17 protein-coding genes are annotated in these 18,454 nt (G+C 37.3%); 11 read left to right on the forward strand and 6 right to left on the reverse strand.

Translation table 11 applies throughout. The annotated features are described in order from the left end of the window. Positions 1-16: 16 nt before the first annotated feature. The 7 genes from LN736_RS10140 to nifH all read left to right on the forward strand — a co-directional run bounded on the left by LN736_RS10140 (position 17) and on the right by nifH (position 7,707). The gene (locus tag LN736_RS10140; RefSeq protein ID WP_150355607.1) at positions 17-1,084 is read left to right on the forward strand and encodes an ABC transporter substrate-binding protein; all 1,068 of its coding nucleotides are present in this window, start codon (positions 17-19) and stop codon (positions 1,082-1,084) included. A gap of 37 nt (positions 1,085-1,121) precedes the next feature. Beyond that, positions 1,122-1,982 (forward strand): ABC transporter ATP-binding protein, encoded by an 861-nt coding sequence (locus LN736_RS10145; RefSeq protein WP_150355608.1) that lies wholly within the window; start codon positions 1,122-1,124, stop codon positions 1,980-1,982. A 32-nt stretch (positions 1,983-2,014) separates the two neighbouring features. Next, positions 2,015-3,073 (forward strand): ABC transporter permease, encoded by a 1,059-nt coding sequence (locus LN736_RS10150; protein WP_150355609.1) that lies wholly within the window; start codon positions 2,015-2,017, stop codon positions 3,071-3,073. 21 nt (positions 3,074-3,094) lie between these two features. Next, a complete protein-coding gene (locus LN736_RS10155; RefSeq protein ID WP_150355610.1) occupies positions 3,095-3,895 on the forward strand; it encodes an ABC transporter permease in 801 nt (266 codons plus the stop codon). After that, positions 3,892-5,394: a nitrogenase component 1 gene (locus LN736_RS10160; protein ID WP_229981502.1), complete on the forward strand. Its 1,503-nt coding sequence runs from the start codon at positions 3,892-3,894 to the stop codon at positions 5,392-5,394. The genes LN736_RS10155 and LN736_RS10160 overlap by 4 nt, the downstream gene beginning before the upstream one ends. Positions 5,395-5,419: 25 nt before the next feature. Next, positions 5,420-6,802 (forward strand): nitrogenase component 1, encoded by a 1,383-nt coding sequence (locus tag LN736_RS10165; protein WP_229981503.1) that lies wholly within the window; start codon positions 5,420-5,422, stop codon positions 6,800-6,802. 65 nt (positions 6,803-6,867) lie between these two features. Then, a complete protein-coding gene (nifH, locus tag LN736_RS10170; protein ID WP_150355613.1) occupies positions 6,868-7,707 on the forward strand; it encodes a nitrogenase iron protein in 840 nt (279 codons plus the stop codon). A gap of 308 nt (positions 7,708-8,015) precedes the next feature. On the opposite strand, the gene LN736_RS10175 is transcribed toward nifH, so the two are convergent. Continuing rightward, positions 8,016-8,279 carry a hypothetical protein gene (locus LN736_RS10175; RefSeq protein WP_179977570.1) on the reverse strand — a complete coding sequence of 88 codons (264 nt, stop codon included), beginning with the start codon at positions 8,277-8,279 and terminating at the stop codon, positions 8,016-8,018. Positions 8,280-8,432: 153 nt separating this feature from the next. Between LN736_RS10175 and LN736_RS10180 the strand changes: the two genes are divergently transcribed. Beyond that, positions 8,433-8,888 (forward strand): DUF441 domain-containing protein, encoded by a 456-nt coding sequence (locus LN736_RS10180; protein ID WP_179977569.1) that lies wholly within the window; start codon positions 8,433-8,435, stop codon positions 8,886-8,888. A gap of 213 nt (positions 8,889-9,101) precedes the next feature. Here the strand turns inward: LN736_RS10180 and LN736_RS10185 are convergent, their stop codons facing one another. From LN736_RS10185 to LN736_RS10205, 5 genes are all read right to left on the reverse strand, one after another. Beyond that, positions 9,102-10,745: an amidohydrolase gene (locus LN736_RS10185; RefSeq protein WP_229981504.1), complete on the reverse strand. Its 1,644-nt coding sequence runs from the start codon at positions 10,743-10,745 to the stop codon at positions 9,102-9,104. A 16-nt stretch (positions 10,746-10,761) separates the two neighbouring features. After that, positions 10,762-12,237 (reverse strand): sodium:solute symporter family protein, encoded by a 1,476-nt coding sequence (locus tag LN736_RS10190; RefSeq protein WP_229981505.1) that lies wholly within the window; start codon positions 12,235-12,237, stop codon positions 10,762-10,764. Between the two features lie 65 nt (positions 12,238-12,302). Then, positions 12,303-13,124 (reverse strand): 3-methyl-2-oxobutanoate hydroxymethyltransferase, encoded by an 822-nt coding sequence (panB, locus tag LN736_RS10195; protein ID WP_229981506.1) that lies wholly within the window; start codon positions 13,122-13,124, stop codon positions 12,303-12,305. 287 nt (positions 13,125-13,411) lie between these two features. Next, on the reverse strand, positions 13,412-14,161 hold the full coding sequence (locus tag LN736_RS10200) for an IclR family transcriptional regulator (RefSeq protein ID WP_229981507.1): 750 nt from the start codon (positions 14,159-14,161) through the stop codon (positions 13,412-13,414). A gap of 32 nt (positions 14,162-14,193) precedes the next feature. Continuing rightward, the gene (locus LN736_RS10205) at positions 14,194-15,108 is read right to left on the reverse strand and encodes a ketopantoate reductase family protein (RefSeq protein WP_229981508.1); all 915 of its coding nucleotides are present in this window, start codon (positions 15,106-15,108) and stop codon (positions 14,194-14,196) included. Between the two features lie 677 nt (positions 15,109-15,785). Here LN736_RS10205 and LN736_RS10210 point away from each other — a divergent pair. The 3 genes from LN736_RS10210 to LN736_RS10220 all read left to right on the forward strand — a co-directional run. Continuing rightward, positions 15,786-16,925 carry an acyl-CoA dehydrogenase family protein gene (locus LN736_RS10210; protein ID WP_179977563.1) on the forward strand — a complete coding sequence of 380 codons (1,140 nt, stop codon included), beginning with the start codon at positions 15,786-15,788 and terminating at the stop codon, positions 16,923-16,925. A gap of 28 nt (positions 16,926-16,953) precedes the next feature. Next, positions 16,954-17,379, forward strand: a complete 426-nt coding sequence (locus LN736_RS10215; protein WP_179977562.1) for a hotdog fold domain-containing protein — start codon at positions 16,954-16,956, stop codon at positions 17,377-17,379. 85 nt (positions 17,380-17,464) lie between these two features. Then, a partial coding sequence (locus LN736_RS10220; RefSeq protein ID WP_229981509.1) for a CaiB/BaiF CoA transferase family protein occupies positions 17,465-18,454 on the forward strand: 990 nt, incomplete at its 3' end.

Raw genomic sequence — 18,454 nt, forward strand, 5'->3', positions numbered from 1 at the left:
TTGGGGGGATTTTCAATTGAAAAGTAAAAGGTTAATTTCAACAGTGGTTTCAATAGTTTTGGCAGCATCGTTTTTTTCCGGCTGTGGAGGAGAGAAGCAGGCTTCAACGAAAAAAAGCGGAGAACTTCAAGTTCTTAAGACCTGGAGCAGGAAGGATTGTACAGCTGCACCTATTATAGTGGCAGATAAGCTGGGATATTTTAAAGAACAGGGATTAAAAATACAGTACACAGGAGATACTCAACCGGCACAGCGTCTTCCTTCAATATTAAATGGAAATAATGATTTTGGAGATGCTCATCCTAACAATCTGGCAATTGCAGCTGAAGGAGGTGCAAAGGTGAAAGGGGTGGCCAGATCTATTGTGGAACCTCCGGACAGCGTAACTGACACCCATCTTCAGCATATGTGGTGGATAAGTAATAAAAACGGGCCTATAAAAACATTGGCAGATATCAATAAGTATCCAGGGAAAGTAAAAGTAGGTGCCAATTCAAGAAATTCCTGCGTAGATTTCCTGTCAGATATATTATTTGCTAAAAACAACATCTCCCTGGATAAAATTGAGTGGATTCAGATGCCGGATATAGAACAGGTATTGTCTTTAAAAAAGGGACTTATTCAAATTGCAGTAGTTCATCCGCCTTTTTATAAATCCATCGAGGAAAGCGGCATAGGGAATATATTGACTACAAGCAGACCTATAGCTGGTGAAAACGGAGGAACTTATCTCTACTATTTTTCTGATAAATTTATAAAACAGCATCCAGATGAAGTTGCCAAATTTATAGTGGCGGTTAAAAAGGCAGAAAGGTATATAAACAAAAGCATACCTGTTCCAAAGGAACGTGCTAAAGTCAACCAATGGGTATCAGATGCCATAGGAGTACCTGTAAGTGCCAACCACTATTATGCAGATGACGGGGTTATAAAGGACAAGGATATACAGCAGTGGATAGATGGAAGTAAGACAAGCGGTGCACTTCCTAAAAATGCAAAGGTGAAAGTCAGTGATATAGTTACTCATGAGTTTGACAAGTATGGAAATTTAGGGTCACAGCCAAATTATGTAGTTAAAGAATAATGTAATCATACTCAAATTTATAGAAGGGGAGTTTTAAATGAGTAAGATAATTGAAAAGTCAAAACAGGAAAGTGTAAATCTGAAGGATAAGCAGTATAAAATTGTTGTAGATAATATAAGAAAAGTCTACGATGTAAGGTCACAAAATGGACAGGGCAATGAAAAGTTTATAGCAGTGGATAATTTTAATTTAAAGGTGAGAAAAGGCGAATTCATTACAGTGGTGGGACCCAGCGGCTGCGGGAAATCAACCTTTCTGGACATACTGGCAGGATTGTCAAAACCTACTTCTGGAAATGTATATATAGATGGAAAATTGATCACAGGACCTGCACTGGATAGAGGAATCATTTTGCAGGGGTATGCACTGTTTCCATGGAGGACTGTAGAAAAAAATATTGAATTTGGCCTTGAGATAAAAAAGATACCTAAAGAAGAGAGAAAAAAGATAAGTGAAAAATTCATAGATTTAGTGGGACTAAAGGGATTCGAAAACAGGTATCCACATGAACTTTCAGGAGGAATGAAGCAGAGAGTTGCTATTGCCAGAGCACTGGCCTATGATCCTGAAGTGCTGCTTATGGATGAGCCTTTTGCTGCGGTGGATGCACAGACAAGGGAATCACTTCAGGAAGAGTTGTTGAATATATGGGAGAAGACCAATAAAACCATTGTATTTATTACCCACAGTATAGAGGAGGCTGTTTTTCTTGCAGACAGGGTGGTTGTTATGGCAACTAATCCGGGAAGAATCAAGGAAATCATAAATGTAAAACTTCCTAGACCAAGAATCAATTCTCAAATCAGAACTTCCCAGGAATTCAATTCCAATAGGAATAGGATATGGGAACTGCTTCACGGAGATGCTGATAAAAGACAGGCAGAAGTTTCTGTATGATGATTTTAAATTGAGGGGAGTAATATAAGACCGTGCATGAGGAAATATATGAAATTAAAAATGGCCTTCATTATTATATTTTGAAATATTTTGGAGTAATAGTGATTTTGATTCTGTGGCAGGTTCTTCCTGAAATTGGCATACTAGACTCCCAATTTATTCCCTCATTGTCAGAAGTACTGGTTCAATTATACGAGATGTGTCTAGAAAGTGAATTGCTAGTACATGTTGCTGTAAGTCTTTGGAGGGTACTTATAGGACTTATTATAGCAGCTGTCATTGCAATACCTCTTGGATTTCTACTGGGAGGATGGCTGACTCGGGCAGCGGATATACTGGATCCACTTTTTAGAATATTTTCTCAGGTGAACCCATTTTCACTGATGCCTGTATTTATATTGTTTTTTGGCATAGGGGAAGCGGCAAAATTAGCAGTGGTGGCGTGGGTGTGTCTGTGGCCTGTTTTGTACAATACCATATCGGGAGTAAGGAGAGTGGATCCTATTCTCATTAAAACTGCATTGTCCATGAATGTGTCCAAATCCGAGATGCTTAAAAAGGTGATTGTGCCGGGAGCAGCGCCTTCCATATTTTTAGGACTTAGAATAGGAGTTGAAATGTCGTTTTTTATGCTTATAGCAGCGGAGATGATAGGTGCTACTGCAGGAGTGGGATGGCTTTTCCATAATTCTGCCATGAACAATCAAATACCAAGAATGTATGCAGCAGGTGTTTGCATTATAGTTCTGGGAATTATTTTAAATAGATTTTTGATATACATCCAGAATAAATTGTTTTTCTGGAAGGATTCAACACATGTCTTTAGTTTTGCCAGATGGAAGAAAAGCGTAACTAGATTTAACAAAATGCAGGTGGTATCCATAGTTTCAATTGTTGTTGTAGTTATAGGTATTGGAAGTTATGCCGCCCATATTTCCAAAGTTACGGACATTGACAGTGATACCCAGATGAATCATATGAAGATGGATGAGGATAAGCACATGAATATGAAAACAGATGACAATATGAAGATGGATGAGGATAAGCATACAGACATGAAGACAGATGATCATATGAATATGGACAAATAAGTTATATAGGTGGAGATTTAAGTGAAATATAACAGAGATATTTTTTATAAGCTGTTGGTGATATTTGCATTTATTGCAGTATGGGAAATTGCAAGTAGACTGGAAATAGTAAATCCTCTTTTTATTCCGCCATTTTCAAGTGTGATTTTAACTTTGAGGAATATGTTTATATCTGGAAATCTTGCTGCAAATATAGGCATAAGCGTGGAAAGGGCACTAGTGGGTTTTATTATATCCATTATAATTGGAATACCGCTTGGATGCCTGCTTGGAGGATGGTTCTCAAAAGTTGATTTGATGGCAGAGCCTGTTATAGAAATATTTTCACAGGTAAATCCGTTTATATTGTTTCATGTACTTATCTTGTTTTCAGGTATTGGTGAAATTCCCAAGATCGTCATAATTGCATGGACATGTACTTGGCCTATAATGTTCAACACAATATACGGAATCAGACATATGGATTTTTCCATAATAAAAACTGGAAGGGGATTTGGACTTGAAAGGTGGAAACTTTTTTGGAAAGTAGGTATGCCTTCAATTTTACCTTCAGTGTTTGTGGGAATCAGAATAAGCGGCGGGTATTCATTTTTTATGCTCATAGCAGCAGAAATGATGGGAGCAAGTTCAGGACTTGGATGGCTGATTTTAAACAATCAGGAGAATTATGCCATAAAAAACATATTTGCAATTGCCATTATAATAGCCTTCCTTGGGTTGCTTATGGATACTGTAATAAAATTTGTTGAAAATAAATTGTTGGGGTATAAAAGCGAAAAAATGTCCAATGGTATCAATTTGAATGGAGGGTATAATTTATGAAATTTGATTTAAATACTTCTGTAGTGAAAACAAGGGAAGAACGACTGGGCACTATTATAGGATGGAAAACTGGAAAAGCTTCAGAGCTTTCCAGGGATTCTGCCTACACTTGTGCAGGGTGCAGAGGAAATGGAGGGAAAAGACTTTGTGAGACCATAGGACCCTTTACTCAGGGTTCAGGATGCAGTGAACAGATGGTGGAGTGTCAGGCGGGAAATATAAGAGATGCGGTTTTGATTCAGCATGCTCCCATAGGCTGTGGTACAGGACAGGCGTGCTATAACTCCATATACAGAAATGGGCTGGCTATTAGAAATCTGCCCGTGGAAAATATCAAGATAATAAATACAAATATAAAAGAGACCGATATGGTGTTTGGGGCACTTGGAAAATTGGAGCAGTCAATAAAAGATGCTTGGGACAGACATCACCCAAAGGCAATCTTTATTGCCACATCCTGTGCTACGGGAATTATAGGAGAGGACGTAGACAGTGTGGCATCTAAAATGCAGGAAAAATTAAAAATACCTGTCATTCCAATGTACTGCGAAGGGTTCAGATCCAAGCACTGGAGTACGGGTTTTGATGCAGCACAACATGGAATATTGAGACAGATAGTACGTAAAAATCCCAAAAAGAAACAGGAGGATCTGGTGAATGTAATAAATCTGTGGGGCAGTGATGTCTTTACACCAATATTGTCTAGACTCGGGCTAAGAGTCAATTATGTAGTGGATATGGCTACAGTGGAGGATCTGGAGCAGATGTCAGAAGCTGCAGCTACGGTTTCATTTTGTAATACGCTGTCTTCTTATCTGGCAGCAGGCCTGGAACAGCAGTTTGGAGTTCCAGAAGTAAAGGCGCCTCAGCCCTATGGAATAGCTGGAACTGATGCATGGATAAGGGAAATCGGAAGGGTTACTCACAGAGAAAAGAGTGCAGAGATATATATAGAAGAAGAACACAGGAGAATAACCCCTAAAATTGAAGAGCTCAAAAAATCTTTAAAGGGCAAAAAAGGTTATGCAGCTACAGGTTCAGCCTATTCCCATGGACTTATTGCAGTGCTTAAGGAATTGGGAATTGAGGTTGATGGTTCATTGGTATTTCACCATGATCCATCTTATGATGACAATGATCCTAAAAAAGATTCTCTGAAATTTGTAGTAGATAATTATGGTGATGTACCAAATTTTAGTGTTAGCAATAGACAGCAGTATCAATTTTATGGACTGCTTAAGAATATAAATCCTGATTTTATTATAATAAGACACGGTGGACTTGCACCACTGGCTGCAAAGATGGGAATTCCAGCAGTCCCTCTGGGAGATGAACATTTTGCAGTAGGCTATCAGGGTATTATAAATTTGGGAGAAACTATATCGGATATACTTGCCCGTAAAAAATTCAATGAAGATCTTAGACTGCATGTGAAGCTGCCTTATACGAAATGGTGGCTTCAGCAGAAGGATCCTTATATACTTCAAAAACAACATTGATATTTGTAGAATAGGAGTGAATAAATTGCCAGATATAAAACTGAAATGCGAAGATAAAGGTTCTAATAGAGCTGTGAAAAAATCAAATTCCATTGAACAGATAAGATATGGCTGTGCTCTTGGAGCCATGCATACTGCTTTTGCAATTCCAAGGGTTATACCAATTGCCCATTGCGGTCCTGGCTGTGTTGACAAACAGACGGCCAATATAGCTTTTTATAATGGCTTCCAAGGCGGCGGCTACGGCGGGGCTTCTGTTGTACCCAGCAGCAATATCTATGAAAAGGAAGTGGTGTTCGGAGGAGAGGACAGACTTCGTGAGCTTATAGATGCCACTTTTAAGGTACTGGATGCAGATTTGTTTGTAGTGATGACAGGTTGTATACCAGACACTGTAGGAGATGATGTGGGGTCTGTGGTAGGAGAGTTTCAGGCAAAAGGTCTTCCTATAGTTTATGCGGAAACAGGAGGATTCAAGGGGAATAATTTTATAGGACATGAGTTGGTTACAGAAGCTATTATAGATCAATATGTTGGGGATTATAGTGGTCCTCTTGAAAAAGGGCTTGTAAATGTATGGTCTCTTCTGCCTTTTCACAATACTTTTTGGAGGGGTGATCTGGTGGAAATAAAGAGGATATTGGAAGGTGTTGGGCTTAAAGTAAATATTTTATTTGGCCACGAATCCCAGGGGGTATCGGAGTGGAAAAATATAAAAAAGGCCCAATTTAATCTGGTCTTATCTCCATGGCTGGGACTTAAAACTGCGGAACACTTAAAAGAGAAATATGGTCAGCCATATCTGCATATCCCCACGATTCCAATAGGAGCGAAGGAAACCAGCAGTTTTTTGAGAAAAGTAGTTGATTTTGCAGGTATTGATAAAAGCAAAGCAGAAAAATTCATAGAAAATGAGGAGAAAAAATACTATGAATATCTTGAAGATTTTTCTGATTTTTATGCTGAATACTGGTGGGGACTTCCGGCGAAATTTTCCGTTATAGGTGACAGTGCGTATAATCTGGCACTTACAAAATTTTTGGTAAATCAGCTTGGGCTCATACCTGCCAGGCAGATTATCACTGAAAATCCACCTGAGAAATACAGAGAAGCCATTAAAAATGAATACAAGCATATAGCAGATGATGTTTCTACAGATGTGGAATTTGATGAAGACAGCTATGTTATTCATGAAAAGATAAGAAACACTGATTTTGGACATAAGCCCCCTATTATTTTTGGAACCACCTGGGAAAGGGATCTGGCCAAAGAATTAAAAGGATTTATAGTGGAAGTCGGATTTCCTGCATCCTATGAAGTTGTACTATCTAAATCCTATATAGGATACAGGGGAGCACTTACTTTAATTGAAAAGATATATACAACCATAGTCAGTGCCAGTGCGTAATTTGTTATTTTGCAGTTTATTAAAAAATTTAAAATAAAAAAGATAGAGATATGGAGGAATAATATATGAGACAAATAGCTATTTATGGAAAGGGCGGCATAGGAAAATCTACAACTACACAAAATCTCACAGCAGGATTGTCTGAAATCGGCAAGAATGTCATGGTAGTGGGCTGCGATCCAAAGGCAGATTCCACGAGGCTGCTTTTAGGAGGAGGGCTGGCACAGAGAACAGTTTTGGATACTCTGAGAGAAGAGGGTGAAGATGTAGATTTAGATTATATAATGAAAAGAGGCTTCAATGGTATAAGGTGCGTTGAATCCGGAGGACCTGAGCCGGGAGTTGGCTGTGCAGGAAGGGGAATTATAACTTCTATAAATATGCTGGAAAGACTGGGTGCATATACGGAAGATCTTGATTATGTTTTCTATGATGTGCTGGGTGATGTGGTGTGCGGAGGTTTTGCTATGCCTATTCGTGAAGGAAAGGCCAAGGAAATATACATTGTGGCCAGCGGTGAGATGATGGCACTATATGCAGCCAACAATATATCGAAGGGTATAAAGAGATATGCCAACAAAGGCGGAGTGAGACTGGGAGGAATAATATGTAACAGCAGAAAGGTAGATAATGAAAAGGAACTGCTGAAGGCATTTGCTGAAGAACTTGGTACACAACTTATTTATTTTATTCCCAGGGACAACGTGGTGCAGAGAGCTGAAATTCATAAGCAGACTGTAATACAGTTCGATCCTGATTCGAATCAGGCGGAGGAGTACAGATCTCTTGCGAAAGCAATAGAGGGAAACAAGAAATTTGCGATACCGAAACCTATGTCGCAGCAGAGGCTGGAGGAAATATTTCTGGAACATGGACTTATAGACAAAAATCTAAGTGCTGTCTAATTTCCATATGAGATAGGTGATAATAGTATATTGATAGAGATGAGCTTGATTAACGTTAAAATTAAAAAATTATTTTGTCATCAAGTAATTATGACGCCTATGGTAATCTATTTTTTAGCACAACGAACTAAACTAAATATTTTATAAAGTTGACTAGAAATGCTAGAGACTGTTCTTATTTTAAATAATGAGGTCTCTAGCATTTTTATTAGGTGAGTTATTTACAAAGAATAATGATGATATATGGGTATAGATTCCGAGAAATTATGGTTCAGCTTTTGGACTACAAATTTTGAGGGAACTATTCCCTAATTTTTATGCATTATTAAAAAAGAAGGAATAATCCTTGGAAATAACTCCTGAATAGATATTCCTACTTCCTGAGAAGGAAGATTGCAGAATAAATAATTTATTTGCGGCAGCTCCTTTTTCTTTATGCCTGAAAAGTAGTTGGAATTTGAAGGATTAGTTACCAAAACTAGTTTGCCGGTTGCAAAATGATTGCACTGATACTCTATTTTTGTTAATGGAATAAATGAATAAACTATATCTAAAATTTCATCTTTCAACATCTGAAGTAAATCAAGAGAGTGAGCAATTGTTATTTTTATGGATATGTCATTGGTGCTTTTTAGAAAACAGCTAATTTAACAATTCTTTTTGCATTATACAGATGATCTCAAATATATATATAATATTGGAGTGAAATAAAGGAGTGATTCAAATTGGAATCAAATATTATTCTATTGGTAATATTGGCAGCTTCAATATTAGGAAAAGCTAATTCTGTGGCAATTGCAGCCTGTATACTATTAATTATTAAACTCTTAAATATAGATAAGTATACTTTCCCGTATATAGAGAATCATGGAATGTTTATAGGACTAGTATTGCTTATAGCTGCTATTTTAATTCCAATTGCAAATGGAAAGGTTACATCTACAAATATAAAAAATGTATTTACTTCCTGGGTTGGTATCGCAGCATTATTGGTTTCTCTATTTACTACCTATTTAAGTGGACTTGGACTACAGTATCTTACTGTTCAAGGTCATGGTGATGTAATGCCAGCCCTAATATTAGGTGCAGTAATAGCTGCTGCTTTTCTGGGTGGAGTACCAGTAGGACCTTTGATTACTTCTGGTATACTTGCATTGGGACTCAAGTTATTTCATAGATAATATGAACTCATGGAGGTTATAAAAAATTGTTTTGTTGGCAATCCAACACTTAAGGTGACATTATCACAAGTTAATAACACATATATTAATTAAATTAATCTGTTTTTTAAACAAATTTGACATAATTAAAAAGGCAAGAAATGCGCTATCACTGATAGAAGCCTTTCCTGCCTAAAATTTTACATTCCCTCCAGCTTGACAGCTGTTTCAGTATTAATTTCTGATATACTCAATCTTGCCGTCAATCATGGTCATATCAACATCTAGGTTGTAAATATCCATTGGATCAATGGATAGGATGTCCCTAGATAAAATAATCATATCTGCTAATTTACCTACTTCAATGCTGCCCTTAATTTTCTCCTCAAAAGAAGCATAAGCTGCATTATAAGTAGAGCATCTGATGGCCTCCGGAACGCTGACAGACTGTGTTCTGTCACACTGAACATTTTTATTTCTGTCATAACGGTTTACCGCACCGTCAATTGCCTTCAGTCCATAAGGACCTGAAGGTGCATCACTGTGTAAAGAGCACGTAATCCCCGCATCCAGCATACTCCTAAGGGCTCCGAAATATTTCATTCTTTTTTTCCCATAGAATTTTTCATAATTTGCACCAAATGCTGCCACTAATCCGGCATTTACACTGGGACAAATGTTCATTTTTGCCATACGGTCAATCAAATCTTGATCAGTTAATGTGCAGTGTTCTATTCTATGCCTTAAGTCAGGGCGTGGATTAGTTTTAAATGCTTTTTCATATCCTTCCACCATAAATTCTACGGCCATATCTCCGATGGCATGAGCAGAAGCTTGACATTCGGCATCATTTATTTTTTTGATATACTCTGCAACTTCTTCCCTCTCCCAGCCTCTTTCACCTTTTAATTCAGGATCATGGCTGTATGGTTCTCTGGTAGCACATGACGGTGCTCCGCTGCCTCCGTCAATCATGAATTTGCAGGTACCGATCTTAAAATGTTCATCTCCTAAACCCGACATAAGCCCCAGATCCATCCAGTGTGCATTTTGTTCAAGAGAATACGGCTTTCCGAAAATGCTGTGAAGCATCATGTATGAACGTACTCTAAAGATTTTATTCCGGCAGAGCTTCTGCATGGTGTGATAAGATGAGGGCCCGCATTCCCCACAATCATGAATTGAAGTGATACCGGCTTCTAAAAGCTGCTTGTGGGAAATCATTGCTGCCCTGATTTGTGCTTCTTCAGTATAATCCACCTGACCCCACAGCCAAAAATGTGTATGTCCACGAACCAGTCCGGTTAATTTTCCATCTGCAACTTCCACTTCACCATCAGGATACTTTTTTGCATCCTCCGGTTTGTATACGTTTAGATAAGCCAATGCCTTGCTATTATACATGCAAATATGTCCGCCAACATGCATGCAGTGAACAGGATTGTCCGGAGCCGCTGAATCCAATTCCTCTAAAGACGGAGGACGCTTCTCCTTCAAAAGCAGCGGTTCATATCCCATCATAGATATCCACTGTCCCGGCTTTTTCAGTTTCACAGCTTGACGAATTATATCCAGTATTTCTGAGACTGATCTGCGATTACGAGTATCGATCATTGCCGCATCTATTTTTGCTTCCAGCAAACCATTAAGGATAGGATGGTAATGAGAATCAATAATTCCAGGCATCAAGGTACGTCCTTTCAGGTCTATGACCTTTGTGCCTTGGTCTATTATTTTCTCCAATCCTTCGTCGGTTCCTGTATAAACTATCTTATTACCTTTCACTGCCACGGCCTCAACTATTTCATCTTTTTCATTAACTGTGATTACCTTTCCATTTTTGAAAGCGTAGTCAGCATAGGAATAATCAAATTTCATTTAGCTCCCTCCAATTTTAATGTGCTTTAGTAATTTCTACGTTGTTCAGTTCTATCTGTTTTTTGCCCTTTTTAAATGCTTTAGACGGGAATGCATACATCATGATGACCATTATTATAAGTGAAAGAATGATTCCAGTTGTCTGTGCATTCAATATCTTGAATAATTTAAATGCAGGAAATATATAAGTGATTATAAGTGTAAGGGCAACACCTGCTACTGCCGATACCGAAGCCGCAGCTGCAGTTGGCCTTGTTGAAAAAATACCGAAGAGCAGTGGTGCCGTTAGTGATACTGACATCAATGTATAAAATATTGTAAGTGCCGTTATTATATTAGGAAGAAATAGCGCAAGTATTACTCCGATAACTCCACTTGCAAATGTAACGCCTCTGCTCATTTTAAGTACTCCTTGATCCGACAGGTCTGGGTTTACAAAAGTCTTATAGATATCATTTGTAAATGAACCATTGAGCATATAAAGTACTGTATCTGCAGTACTGATTTCTGCAGCAAATACTGCTGCAAGAGCTATAGCTGATATTCCTGTAGGCAGCAGCTTCATCATGGCAGTAGGCAATGCTGAGTCCTGTGAAGCCAGATGAGGGAACATTGCAAATGAACACATACCTATTATTGCCGGTATGAATGCGAATAAAAACTGTACTACTGCATTGTACATCGTTCCTTTTCTTATAGTTGATTTGTCTTTTGCACCATAAACTATGCCTACCAGACCCGGGGATACAAAGAATGAAGGCGTCAGCATAAAGAAATATCCTAGTATCACAGTGGCTCCTAACCCGAAGAAACTGAAATATTTTGTGGTACTAACTGCGTTATTTAGATTAGCTGCAACTAAAGTCTCAAGTCCGCTAAAACCTCCCACGTGAGACAGCGCAAAGGGCACAGCAATGATAAATCCGGTTAATACTACTACTAATTTCAACACTCCAACATAAGCTGAAGATACAAGCCCTCCGAAGGCAAAGTATACGGTTACAACTATGGCACCTACGATAATTCCGGTTGTTTTAGGAATGCCGACGGTTACATTTAATATCCACGAAACACCCATTAATTGTGCTGCAAACAAAGCCAGGGTTCCTACAAACATCATAGTAGAAAATACACCTTTGAAATATTTTGAATATCTTTTATCCAGGAAGTCACCGCAAGTCATCAAATTATATTTGGTGGACAGCTCCCAGATTTTAGGCCCTACAAAATAAGCCAGAACCACACTGCCAATAGCAGAAGTTATCATCCACCATACGGCAGAAATACCTGATGTATAAGCAAGACCGGTGATACCAACTGTAGAACCGGCACCGATGTTCCCACCGATAAGCGTTGCAAACAGCAACCCGGGACCAAGCTTTCTTCCAGCTACCATAAAATCGTTTCCGCCCTTGACCCTTTTGGAAGCAACATAACTTATTAAAATAAGCGCCGCAATGTACAATACGATGGCTAAAACATAAATATTCATTAACTAATTTCCTCCTTTCAATTCATAATCCAGAATAAATATGAATTGAATATTAGTTTTTAAATTTAATATCCTTCTACCTTAGCATTAAAGCTGTATTCAGGTGAAGGAAAAGTTCCGTCCAAGGTTTCCTTATGAAACTGATTCAAACCCTCTACCATACTCTTCCTGATCTGCGCAAATCGTTTAACAAATTTTGGTTTGAAATCTCTATACATCCCCAGAAGATCCTGGGTAACCAGTACTTGGCAGTCAACATAAGGGCCAGCACCTATTCCAAGTACAGGAACTTTTATTGCTTTACTTAAAGCTTTTGTAACACAACTTGGAACACATTCAACCACCATAGAAAATGCACCGGCTTTTTCTATTACCTTTGCATCTTCAATCAGCTGTGCGGCACTCTCAGGAGTTCCTCCCTGAATTCTGAAGCCACCAAGCTGACTGGAAGTTTGGGGAGTGAGACCTATATGGCCCATAACAGGTATTCCCGCTTTTACAATAGCTCCAATTTTATCTGCCATTTCCACTCCGCCTTCAAGCTTTATACAGTCACAGCCTGTTTCTTTCATAAGCCTGTTTGCATTCATAATAGCCTGCTCACAGCTTACATTATATGACCCAAAAGGCATGTCACCTACAACAAAAGTATTCGGGGCACCTTTTACAACTGGTTTTATATGATGAACCATATCATCCATTGTAACACCTGCAGTTTCCGAATAACCAAGCATAACCATACCAAGAGAATCTCCTACAAGAATAACTTCAGACTCGCTATCGTTTACAATAGATGCTGTAGTGTAATCATATGCCGTAACATAAGTAAACTTTTTTCCCTCATCTTTATACTTTTGAAAATCCAATACAGTCATTTTTTTTTTCATTTTTTATCTCTCCTCATCTTATAATAATTTAGGCCTGACCTCATAATATAATTAAATTTACCGACAATAATTTAGTTATACATGAGGGACATTTTGGTTCTGTATAATAGAACTAAGTTCTATTTTATCTCATAATAGATTATATTCTACACAAAACTCATTATTCCTTCTTGAAAAATAAAAATTTTTTAAATATTTCAATACTTATTTTTAAGAATATTCATAAAATACTTGGTAAAATAAAAGAACCGACACCATTAAAATAGTGCCGGCTATTATGAACAATACTATTCTTTTATTATACCTATCTTGTACACTATTTCCTGAAGCAGTTTTATAAACTGTTTTTTCCTCTCATCGTTCATTCTTATGGTAGGCGTTGCAATACTAATTGCCGCAACTGATTGATTAAACTGATTTTTTATTGGAACTGCTATGCATATAAGACCCTCTATATATTCTTCATATTCAATCGCGTACCCATTTTGCTTGACAGCCTTTATTTGTTCCATTAATTTTTCGGGTGAGTTCACTGTATTATCAGTTATTTTTTCAAAGTTCAATTTTGTTATATCCACGTCCCCGGAAAAAGCAAGAATTGCCTTACCCAAAGCGCAGCAATAGACAGGAACCCTCTTTCCGATCTCCAGTTCAATTCTTAAAGGCTCTGCCGTTACTATTTTATCTATGAATACCACTTCATCTTTATCCAAAATAGCGAAATTTACTGTCTCATGGGATTTTCTATAAATTTCCTCCAAATAAGGCCTTATAATTTTCTTTAGTGGAATTCTGTTTGCTACCTTTGTTCCCAACTCAAATATTTTTAAAGTTGGATAATACTTGTTGTTATCCTTATTTTGATCTACATAGCCCATCGTCTTAAAGGTGCCCAGTATCCTGTGAACCGTGCTTTTTCCAAGCCCCAAGTTACTAGACAGCTCAATTATACTAATTTCACCATGCTCTATGAGATCTTCTAATACATTTAATGATTTTAGTAATGAATTAATGTTATAATCGTTTTTTCGAGCCATTATTTGCCTCCCTTGGATATATTAAGAATATTTTATTTGCTTTTCTCCAAAGCTTTAACAAGATTAGTCAATATTAAATTAACAGGGGTATCAATTGAAAATTTTTCTCCTTCATTGACAATAGCTCCATTAATTGTATCTATTTCAGTTTTTCTTCCATTTAGAATATCCTGCAGCATGGAAGATTTGTTTTCACTGGTAGCAAAGGCCACATCCATTACCTTTTTTACCATGTCGCTGCCATTGAATTCTGTCCCTTTGGCTTTAGCCACTTTTACAGCTTCATTTACGGACATTCTCATTAAATCCTTCGTTTCATTTCCAGCCAAAAGATCTCCATTTTTAAGCTTTAATATGGCTGTAAGAGCGTTGATTCCTACATTGATAATCAATTTTGACCATATAAGCTCCATAACATTATCCGAAACAACTGTTTTAAAACCTGCACTATTCAATACCTCTGATATTTCATATATTCTTTTATCATTTTTACTTTTGGCCCATCCAATATTAGTCTCGCCACAGCCTGCGTGCTTAATATGTGCCGGCTCTATCATAGTTGCTCCATGTGCAGTAGTGCCGGCTATTATATTATTGATATCTGCATACTTCGCTATTTTTTCAATGTTACCATATCCGTTCTGTAAGCTAAGTATTAAGGTATTTGGTCCAAAAATGACTGCATTCTTTTCCATAGCCGCTGGCGTATTGATGGATTTTACAAATATTATTGCCAAATCCACAGGACCAACAGACGCTGCATCATTCACAGCCTCAGGTTTAACGATTACAGCATGGTCTTTTTCATCAATTTTTAAGCCTTCTTCATTTATAGCATCTACATGCTGCTGCCACACATCTACCAGATAGACTTTCGAAGAAACCCTTGAAAGATATCCACCATAAAGACTCCCCATGGCACCTGCTCCTATTATTGCTATTTTCATTTAAATCCCTCCACATATTATTATGTATGCTCTCGAAAGCTCAGAGAGCTTGATTCTTATATATTACAAGGTTTAGCATTTCTGCTTCACCTATAATATTCTAATAAATATCCACCAACTTAGTTGGTGGTTTTTCCTAAGCCCTATAAGGGCATATTACTAGCATTATGCCTTAGGGCAAAAAATCCCGCTAGCCGCAAATTATATTACTTGATGTATTCTTTTATACTTAATTTCCAGCTACCTTTTGATTATCTTCTATTCTGCATAGAGAAACTATATTCTATTATATATAATATTCTGCATAACTCGAACAATTCCTTTAAGAATGGGAACTAAAATTTATATATGAGTAAAATAAATATCCCAGTCAAGCTCAACAGTATAAACTCAAGAAAATTTGATTAACATTTTTGTTTATTTTGGGTAAATTTAAAACAATCAACTCATTTATGACTCAATAATTCAATATTGGGTTATAGAAATAATTCAATATTGAATTATAGAATCAAGATGACAATGGCTTTTTAATAGCTCTTATTTTTGAAAATGGTTGCGATTGCTGGTTTCATGTATAAAAAGCTATATTTGAACTGATGAATATTATAATTGGTACGGAAGTTGCTCTTATTTGTCAATGAGCATAAAATAAAAAAATTTAGAAGGGAGTGCTTTTAATGAATTTTGAGTTAACTGATCAACAAAAGCAGATCGTTGATACAGCGAAGAGACTTACCGAAGATCGTTTACTTCCAGGTGTTTTAGAAAGAGATGAAAATAGCGAATATCCTATAGAAGTATATAGAGAAATGGGTAGAATTGGATTAATTGGTTTGCCATATGCTAAAGAATATGGCGGATCAGGAGCAGGATATATGGAATATGTGCTTGCTGTTGAGGAAATATCCAAAGTTGATGGATCAATGGGAATTTCTTACTCTGTAGCTACATCCCTATATGGTGGACCTATAAATAATTTTGGGTCGGAGGAACAAAAGAAAAAGTATTTACCGCCAGTTTTATCTGGAAGATCATTGGGAGCTTTTGGATTGACAGAACCAAATGCAGGTTCAGATGCGGCAGGGGTTATAACGAGAGCAAAAAAAGAAAATGACTACTACATTTTAAATGGATCAAAATGTTTCACCACAAATGGACCATTGGCAGATTACTATGTTGTGTTTGCTTCTACGAATCCGGAAGCTAAAACTAGGGGCTTATCTGCATTTATTGTTGAAATGGATACACCAGGAATAAGAATTGGAAGAATAGAAAATAAAATGGGTATACGTTCTGCACAAGTTTCGGAGGTTTTCTTTGAAAACGTAAAAGTACCTGAAGAAAATTTAATAGCAGAAGAAGGTAAAGGATTTAAAATTGCCATGAATACATTAGATGGAGGTAGAATGGGTGTTGCTGCCCAGGGAATAGGAATTGCAGAAGGAGCGTTTGAAATTGCAAGAAAATATTTAATGGAAAGAGAACAATTTGGCAGGCCTTTATATAAAAATCAATACCTGGCATTTAAAATGGCAGAATTAAAAATAAAGATTGAACAAGCAAGACTGATTTTATATAAAGCAGCTTATGAGAAAGATGCAGGAAGATCATATACTATTCCGGCTGCCATGGCAAAGTATGCTTGTACAAATACCGCAATGGAAGTTACAACTGAAGCGGTACAGATGCTTGGCGGAAATGGATATATGAAGGGTTACAACGTGGAGAGAATGATGAGGGATGCAAAAATAACTCAAATTTATGAAGGGACTAATGAAATTCAAAAACTTGTTGTAAGTGGAAGTATTTTTAAATAAAAATTAGATTAGAAGGAGAGGATTTAAAATGATAGGTAAAAAGGTAAGTTTAAAAGTGAGAATGTCTGCAGGAGAAGCGCATTATGCGGGTGAGCTAGTAAATGGATCGCACATAGTGGATTTCTGGGGGGATGTAGGAACAGAATTGATGATAAGAAGTGACGGAGATGAAAGTTTGTTTGCAGGGTACAAGGATATTGAATTTACAGCACCTGTGTATGCAGGCGATTTCATGGAATATGTAGGCTGGATAGAAAAGGAAGGGAAAACTTCAAGAACATGCAAATTTGAGGCATATAAATATATTGAGCTTACAAGAGATAAAAACGACGCTATTTCAGCAGCAAGGGTGCTGGAAAAACCACTTCTTTGTGGCAGGGCAACAGGGACCCTAGTGGTTAAGAAGGAATTCCAGAGAGGAGTTCAAGATGAGGCATTTAAAGTAGAAAAGTAATATTTAATGTGTGTAAAAGATTTGCCTTTGTTTAGGCAAATCTTGAATTTATAAAGTTTAAATTATTTTAAGAGGAAGGATAAAAATGACTAAGGCTTTAGATGGAGTTAAAGTGCTGGAGTTATGCCATGCCTATAATGGACCTTTCTGTGGAATGATACTGGCGGACCATGGGGCACAGGTTTTAAAAGTTGAATCTCCAAAGGGAGATCAATGTAGGACTTGGGGACCTTTTGATAAAAAAAGTGGTGAAAGTGGTTTTTTTGCTTTTTTAAATAGAAATAAAAAAGGAATAACTCTGAATTTGAAAAATGAAAAAGCTCTCGAAATGTTTTATGAATTGGTAAAAGATGCAGATGTGGTTATTGAAAATTATAGAACTGGAGTGGCAAAAAAATTGAAAGTGGATTATGCCGCGCTTAAAAAAATAAATCCAAGGATCATATATGGTTCCAGTTCAGGATTTGGGCAGACAGGACCACTCTCAAACAGACCCTGTTATGATATAGTGGCCCAATCCATGGGTGGAATGGTAAATATGACGGGATTTCCGGATGGACCCCCTACCAAAGTGGGGCCTTCAATTGCGGATAACGTTACAGGAGTGTTTCTGTGTGTAGGAGTTTTGATGGCACTTTATTCAAGAGAAAAGACAGGCGTGGGACAGCAAATTGACGTTGCTATGCTTGATACTATTTTCAGCTTGCTTGAAAATGGAATAGTGAACTATACCGTTGCAGGTAAAATATCTCAAAGACAGGGGAATATAGATCCTTCTATTGCACCTTTTGATATTTTTAAGGCCGAGGATGGATATATAGCTATTGGAGTGGGTAATGATAAGCTGTTTAAAATATTTTGTGAAACCATAGGACATGAGGAACTTTTAGAAAATCCAAAATTCAGAACCAATGATCTGAGATGCAAAAATTATGTGGGAAATTTGCAAAATATTATACAAGAATGGGTATCTGCTAAAAAGAGAAAATATATAGAAGAGCTTTTTGATAGTGCAGGACTTCCCTGTGGACCTGTACTTGATATGAGAGAAGCTATTGAGCAGCCCCAGATAAAG

Origin of the sequence: Clostridium aromativorans, from assembly GCF_020908015.1 — a bacterium.
GTDB classification, from domain to species: domain Bacteria; phylum Bacillota; class Clostridia; order Clostridiales; family Clostridiaceae; genus Clostridium_B; species Clostridium_B aromativorans.

Bases quoted from the DNA above. Each gene is read 5' to 3' on its own strand.
- LN736_RS10145 (WP_150355608.1), top strand. From the start codon at position 1,122: ATGAGTAAGATAATTGAAAAGTCAAAACAGGAAAGTGTAAATCTGAAG.
- LN736_RS10160 (WP_229981502.1), top strand. From the start codon at position 3,892: ATGAAATTTGATTTAAATACTTCTGTAGTGAAAACAAGGGAAGAACGA.
- nifH (WP_150355613.1), top strand. From the start codon at position 6,868: ATGAGACAAATAGCTATTTATGGAAAGGGCGGCATAGGAAAATCTACA.
- LN736_RS10175 (WP_179977570.1), bottom strand. From the start codon at position 8,279: ATGTTGAAAGATGAAATTTTAGATATAGTTTATTCATTTATTCCATTA.
- LN736_RS10185 (WP_229981504.1), bottom strand. From the start codon at position 10,745: ATGAAATTTGATTATTCCTATGCTGACTACGCTTTCAAAAATGGAAAG.
- LN736_RS10190 (WP_229981505.1), bottom strand. From the start codon at position 12,237: ATGAATATTTATGTTTTAGCCATCGTATTGTACATTGCGGCGCTTATT.
- panB (WP_229981506.1), bottom strand. From the start codon at position 13,124: ATGAAAAAAAAAATGACTGTATTGGATTTTCAAAAGTATAAAGATGAG.
- LN736_RS10200 (WP_229981507.1), bottom strand. From the start codon at position 14,161: ATGGCTCGAAAAAACGATTATAACATTAATTCATTACTAAAATCATTA.
- LN736_RS10205 (WP_229981508.1), bottom strand. From the start codon at position 15,108: ATGAAAATAGCAATAATAGGAGCAGGTGCCATGGGGAGTCTTTATGGT.
- LN736_RS10210 (WP_179977563.1), top strand. From the start codon at position 15,786: ATGAATTTTGAGTTAACTGATCAACAAAAGCAGATCGTTGATACAGCG.
- LN736_RS10215 (WP_179977562.1), top strand. From the start codon at position 16,954: ATGATAGGTAAAAAGGTAAGTTTAAAAGTGAGAATGTCTGCAGGAGAA.